The 6,258-nt window shown below is 61.8% G+C and carries 2 protein-coding genes, 5 pseudogenes and 1 riboswitch; of the genes and pseudogenes, 5 read left to right on the top strand and 2 right to left on the bottom strand.

Going from position 1 to position 6,258, the window contains the following annotated elements; genetic code table 11:
• Positions 1 to 738: pseudogene (locus ACM43_RS10050) on the bottom strand (transposase); the annotation flags it as partial.
• Positions 739 to 790: 52 nt separating this feature from the next.
• On the opposite strand from ACM43_RS10050, the pseudogene ACM43_RS10045 reads away from it, so the two are divergent.
• Positions 791 to 988 (top strand): annotated as a pseudogene (locus tag ACM43_RS10045) (transposase); the annotation flags it as partial.
• A gap of 358 nt (positions 989 to 1,346) precedes the next feature.
• Positions 1,347 to 2,651 (top strand): annotated as a pseudogene (tnpC, locus tag ACM43_RS10040) (IS66 family transposase); the annotation flags it as partial.
• A 13-nt stretch (positions 2,652 to 2,664) separates the two neighbouring features.
• On the opposite strand, the pseudogene ACM43_RS10035 reads toward tnpC, so the two are convergent.
• Positions 2,665 to 3,184: pseudogene (locus tag ACM43_RS10035) on the bottom strand (transposase); the annotation flags it as partial.
• A gap of 208 nt (positions 3,185 to 3,392) precedes the next feature.
• On the opposite strand from ACM43_RS10035, the gene ACM43_RS10030 reads away from it, so the two are divergent.
• The 3 genes and pseudogenes from ACM43_RS10030 to ACM43_RS10020 form a co-directional block, all read left to right on the top strand.
• The gene (locus ACM43_RS10030; protein WP_333919208.1) at positions 3,393 to 3,764 is read left to right on the top strand and encodes a GNAT family N-acetyltransferase; all 372 of its coding nucleotides are present in this window, start codon (positions 3,393 to 3,395) and stop codon (positions 3,762 to 3,764) included.
• 256 nt (positions 3,765 to 4,020) lie between these two features.
• A pseudogene (locus tag ACM43_RS10025) lies at positions 4,021 to 4,353 on the top strand (transposase); the annotation flags it as partial.
• 124 nt (positions 4,354 to 4,477) lie between these two features.
• Positions 4,478 to 4,626: riboswitch (cobalamin riboswitch) on the top strand.
• A gap of 305 nt (positions 4,627 to 4,931) precedes the next feature.
• Positions 4,932 to 6,258, top strand: a 1,327-nt coding sequence (locus ACM43_RS10020; protein WP_271539896.1) for a ribonucleoside-diphosphate reductase subunit alpha, incomplete at its 3' end; no start/stop codon positions are given.

Raw genomic sequence — 6,258 nt, 5'->3', positions numbered from 1 at the left:
AACTGGATTAAGCCCGGCAAGGTCTCCCCTTCGTTCGTTTGTCCGGTCGTGACTGCGACGTCCAGAATAACGCCGACCTTGTTATCGACGGCAGCGTGCTGCTTGTAAGCGGACTCCAGCCGCCGGTTTCGGGCATTGGTGGCCCATTGTCGCATCCAGATCGGTGGTGCAGATCTTCTTTTGCCGCTTTGCCGGCCCTTCCTCTCAGCCTCGCTTTCATCTTCGCTTTGATTCTCACTCAGCACATCCACCACATGCCTGCTCGGTGAGGCTGTCCCAACTCACGTTGGCGCGGATCAGCGACGCATCGATATGAACCACTTCGGCTTTGCGATCTTGGCCTTCAGACAGGCCTCGACAGTCCGTTTAAAGATCCTACGGAATCGCTCTTATTCCCAGCGCTGGCGGATGCGCGTCAGGCTGGAATGGTGCGGTAGCTACTCGTGCAGGCCATAACCAGCAAACCAGCGAATCGCGATGTTGACCTAAGCCTCCCGCATCAGCCTGCGATCGTGTACATGCCGGTGAGCAGACCCGCCAGCATCAGGCGTACCGCGCCTTCCGGATCCATGCCTGGCCGACCTTCGTTCGCGCAATAGCAGACGGAGACCTCTTTCTTAGCCAAGATAGGTCGAGCACACGATCGACCCGCGGCAGCACGTGCTCATCTGGGACGAGCTGTTTGAGCGAGCCAGTGATGAAGAGCTCCAACCGATCCCGCTCCTTGCGCCCCAGCATCTCGTTTGCTCCGCCGATCGCGAATCGCCGACGAAAACGGAATCAGCCAATTGCAGCTTTCCGACGACCCCGCGTGCACTTCATACGCAACGCGCTGGCGCATGCCGGCAAGAGCGGACGACGCGTCGCCTCCACGTTCATCGCCACTGCCTGCGCCCAGGACGATGCCGAGGCGGCGCGGGCGCAGTGGCGGCGCGTCGCCGACCAGCTCCGCCCCAAGCTGCCGAAGCTCGCCACCTTCCTCGACGAGTGGCCGATGCCGCCGAACGTGGTGACCACACGCCCTCAGCTACACCACGCCAGGGGAGTACGTCATGCCAAGCTGATGATTGCTTGTGGGTGCAAGTCCCATCCGGCCAAAGCCGAAGCAGGCAAGCCGGGACCGAGTCTTGCGGGCGTCGCGGCAACGCGGGGTTCGAAGTGTAGACAGGAGCCATGCGGGGTGCGGGAATGAGCCTCGAAAGGTGGATGTGCGCGGAGACCTGTGTTCCCTAGTCACGAAGGCAGCATGAGCATCGTCGTTATGCGAGACGATGCCGCTCCGTCGGGGTCGATGGCCGCATCACGCATGGAAGGCAATCATCGGAACATGAGAGGCCCGACCAGCTCCGGAAGGCCGGGCGGAGCGCGCACGCAAGCGCCGCAACAATCGCGGAGCGCTAGCGGCGCATCTGCCGCGGATCGAGGTCGTCGTCGACATCAACGACAAGACCTGTCCGTGCTGCAGGGGCGACCTGCACCAGATCGGCGAGGACAGGAGCGAGCGGCTGGACATGGTGCCGGCCCAGTTCCGCGTTGTCGTCACCCGGCGTCCCAAATACGCCAGTCGCGCTTGCGAGGATGGCGTCCTGCAGGCCGAGGCTCCGGCCCGGCTGATCGAGGGCGGACCGCCGACGGAGGCAACCGTCGCCCAGGTTCTGGTGTCCAAATATGCCGATCATCTGCCGCTCTACCGGCAGGCCCAGATCTATGCCCGACAGGGCATCGCTCTCGATCGATCGACACTGGCGGACTGGGTGGGGCATGCCGCCTTCCATCTGCGCCCGCTGCATGAGCGCCTTCTCACGGTGCTTCGCGCGAGGTCCAAGCCGCTCGCCGACGAGACGACGGTGCCGGTGCTCGATCCCGGTCGAGGGCGCACCAAGACCGGCCAGCTCTGGGCCCATGCCGCCGACGACAGGCCCTGGCGCGGCCCCGATCCGCCCGGCATCGCCTATGTCTATGCACCCGACCGCAAGGCCGAGCGGCTGTTCAGCCATGTTGCCGGCTTCAAGGGCGTCGTGCAGGTCGATGGCTACAACGCCTACCCAAAGCTTGCCGAACGTGGCGAGGTCGAGCTCGCCTTCTGCTGGGTGCACATGCGGCGCAACTTCTACGAACTCGCGAGAGCCGGCCCCGCGCCGATCGCAAGCGAGGCGCTGAAGCACATTGCAGCATTCTATGCGATCGAGAAGGAGATCCGCGGTCGCAGCGCGGAGGAACGTCGCCTCGTGCGGCAGCAGAAGAGCCGACCACTGGCCGATGCCTTCGAGGTATGGCTGCGCGCTAAGCTGGCTCTCATCAGCCAGAAGATCAAGCTCGCCGAGGCCATCCGCTACGCCCTCTCGCGCTGGCAAGGACTGACGCGCTTCATCGATGACGGCCGCATCGAACTCGACAACAACACCGTCGAACGATCAATCCGTAGCATCAAGCTCAGTCGCAAGAACGCGCTGTTTGCCGGATCCGACGGCGGTGCCGAACACTGGGCTGTCGTCGCGTCCCTGGTCGAGACTTGCAAGCTCAACGACCACGATCCGCTCGCGTATCTCACCGACGTCCTGACCAGGATCGTCAACGGGCATCCCAACCGCGAGATCGACCAGCTACTGCCCTGCGCCTACCGCGCTCAAGCCCTCCAAGCCGTGGCCTGAGAACGACGCTTACGGAAAGGGTGACGATTTCAATCGTCCATTGGCCCAGATCAGCAATGGCATCGAGCAACTTTGGACCACGATAGACACGATCGGCGAAGATGTGACGCAGGTTGGGAACAGGCGACCAATGATCCGCAACAGCGGGACTGCAAATCCGCTTGGGCCTCCACTTTCCGTGGTCTTCACGCTTTGACTGTCGATAACTCCGGCCGTTGGAGTGGGTTTGCGTCCTTGCCGTTCGCGCATGCGCCGGACCAGAGTGTCATTGATCGCGCCCCACAAGCCAGAACCGCGCCACTTATAAAAATGGTACTGAACAGTCGAGCACGGCGGGAAATCCTTCGGCAGCGCTCGCCATTGGTAGCCGCTGGCTCCAATGTAGAGAATCGCATTCATGATCACGCGCAGACTGATCTTGCGGGGACTGGCATCAACGGCTCGATCAATTCCCATTCCGCGTCCGTCATGTCGCTTGCATAACCAAGTCCATCGCGCCGATATTGTGCGCGGGTGATTTCAGTCCAACACATGTTGTTCTCCCTCGGGTCTTCGCAAACACGAAGGAATCACAACGAACTAAATCACTCAACTTTCTTTTTTGGTCAGGCTCTATGGCACAGCTTACGTCGCGGGAGAGATTCGTGGCGCGGCCCTGTGGCTGCATCCCAACGGGCAGCAAGATGAGGAGGCGTTGGATGCAATCATGGTCTATCCCTGCGCCCGGAGATCACGGAGGATATGGCACACTTGCGGCGGAGAATGGCCGAACATCATCCCCACGAGCCACATTGGTATCTGCCACTCATTCCCGTCGGTCCGAACTGGGTCGGAAAAGGGCTTGGTACGTTGCTGACGAAATACGCCCTTCAACGATGCGATGAGGACGGCATTGCTGCCAACCTCGAAAGCTCGAACCCTGAAAACATTCCCTTTTACCAACGTCACGGCTTCAAGGTCGTTGGTGAGATACAACACGGTTCCTCGCCGCCGCTCACGCCAATGTTGCGAACGGCTTCATTCCGACACAGCAAAGCCACGCCGCCTTATCGGCTCCGTCACCCAGATTCAAGCATAGCTCCGCCTCATCCCGTTAGGATTGATTGGCAATAACCTGACATGACCGCGTTCGGTTGAGGACGGCTTATGTTCGAGGCCAGACAACTGAGCACGTGCGGCGGCTCGCCCGGCCTGCGAAGGGGTCAAATCCACTAAGCGTGGGACATTGCCACGGGCGGCTGCATCGATTGCGGTCGCGCTCCAGACAATTTTGATCTAAGGGCCACAGAAAGCGATGAATGGCGAGACGCGTATGGCAACCGAAACCCGATCCGGCCCAACTCAATTCGCGGACCGCGAACCGATCGATGCCAACATTCAGGATGTCCATGGTGCTGCTCCCCTGTTGCAGAATTTGCGAGACCGCGGCTTGAGCACATCTTTGCCGATCGGATCTATCGCGGCAAACAGCTCGTCAAGCACTCTCCCACTGGGGGCCGTGGACGATCGAGATCGTCGAGCGACCGCCCCGCGTCCAAGGCTTCCACTCCCGCCCAGGCGCAGGGCCGTCGAGCGCACCTTTGCACGGCTCGGCAGATGTCCGCGCCTCTGCAAAGACTTCGAAGGTTCCGCCCCCGCCGAGCTCGCTTGGCTGCTCGTCGGCCATCTCAGGCTCCTCACTCGCCGATTGGCCAGTCCTTGAGACGCTATGCTTTTTGAGTGAGGCCCTTCAGGACAGGCGCTCGGCGAATTTCGAACCTCGACCTCGGGGCTGCACCAACTCGTTAACTTTACGGTTCCGCCTTGACGAGTCCCGTAGCTGCGCATATATGTGGTGCCGTCACGGTATTCTATACCCATATATTGTAGAATGGAAGCTAGAAGGGAACCCAATGCGTCGGCAGCGGCCATTGCGATAGCGCCACAGCCGCAGCGACCCGCTAGCCAGGAGATCTGCCGCGACAGAACACATGTCCTCGGGCCGGGTGCCCCGGTGGATCGCTTGCTGCAGGGGACATTTGCCCGGTCTCCTCGCAAATCGTCCGCACGGTCCCGGCCCCAAATATCGCGGGGGTGCCGGTGTCGCCGTCTTACAACTTCGATCAGTATGGTCATCTCATTGAGCTGCCGAGTGTGCGGCAACCCCGGGCGCAGGCAAAGCCTACCAAGCCTGAGCCGTGTCTTGTGCGGCCCCCAGCATCGCCGGCTCCCCTGCCGAAGCCCCTGGCGCCATCGCCCACGCCGTCTGACATCACCCTCGATTGGTCGCGGGACGACCTGGTGACGTCGTTCGGTAAGTTGACGCTGACCGACCGTTATCTGCTTCCCGGCGAAGGCATCCAGGACATGTTCGCCCGAGTGTCTTGCGCCTTCGCGGACGATGTTGCGCATGCCCAACGTCTATATGATGCGATGTCTCGGCTGTGGTTCATGCCGGCCACACCGGTGCTCTCCAATGGCGGCACCACGCGCGGCCTTCCGATCTCGTGCTTCCTTAACTCAGTGCCGGACTCGCTCGAAGGCATCGTCGGCACCTGGAACGAGAACGTCTGGCTTGCTTCCAACGGCGGCGGCATCGGCACCTACTGGGGCAATGTTCGCTCGATCGGCGAGGAGGCGAGGGGCGGCGTGACCTCGGGCATCATCCCGTTCATCCACGTCATGGACGGCCTCACCCTGGCGATCAGCCAGGGCTCGTTGCGGCGCGGCTCGGCGGCGGTCTATCTCGATATCCACCATCCCGAGATCGAGGAGTTCCTCGAGATCCGCAAGGCGTCTGGCGACTTCAACCGCAAGAGCCTCAACCTGCATCACGGCATCAACGTCACCGACGAGTTCATGCGTGCCGTAGGTGCCGGCACCGCAGTCGCTCTGCGCAGCCCGAACACTAACAAGGTTGTCCGCGAGATCGATGCCCGCCAGCTGTGGCAACGCATCCTTGAGAACCGGCTGCAAACCGGCGAGCCTTATCTCTTGTTCATCGACACCGTGAACCGCGCGCTCCCCAAGCACCAGCGCGAGCTAGGCCTCAAGGTCTCGACCTCCAACCTGTGCAGCGAGATTACCCTGCCGACCGGCATCGATCATCGCGGCGAGGAGCGCACAGCGGTGTGCTGCCTGTCGTCGCTCAACCTCGAGACCTGGGACCAGTGGAATAAGGAGCCCGGCTTCATCGAGGACGTCATGTGCTTCCTAGACAACGTGCTCACCCATTTCATCACGGTGGCGCCGGACGGAATGAAGCGTGCCCGCTACGCCGCCCTGCGCGAGCGCTCCGTTGGCCTCGGCGTCATGGGCTTTCACTCGTTTCTCCAGGCCAAGGGCATTCCAATGGAGGGTGCCGTGGCCAAGTCATTCAATCTGAACATCTTCCGAAAACTTCGTCGCGATGCCGATGCGGCATCCGTGGCGCTCGCTCGCAAGCGTGGCCCGTGCCCGGATGCCCTGGAACGCGGCGTGATGGCGCGCTTCAGCCACAAGATCGCGATTGCGCCGACCGCCTCGATCAGCATCATCTGCGGCGGCACCAGCGCCTGCACCGAGCCGATTCCGGCCAACATCTACATCCACAAGACGCTATCCGGCGCCATCTCGGTGCGCAATCCGC

The sequence above is a fragment of the Bradyrhizobium sp. CCBAU 45321 genome, assembly GCF_028128975.1.
Lineage (GTDB): Bacteria > Pseudomonadota > Alphaproteobacteria > Rhizobiales > Xanthobacteraceae > Bradyrhizobium > Bradyrhizobium yuanmingense.
The sequence above is the reverse complement of the archived record's forward strand: the minus strand, read 5'-3'. Positions and strand labels throughout refer to the sequence as shown.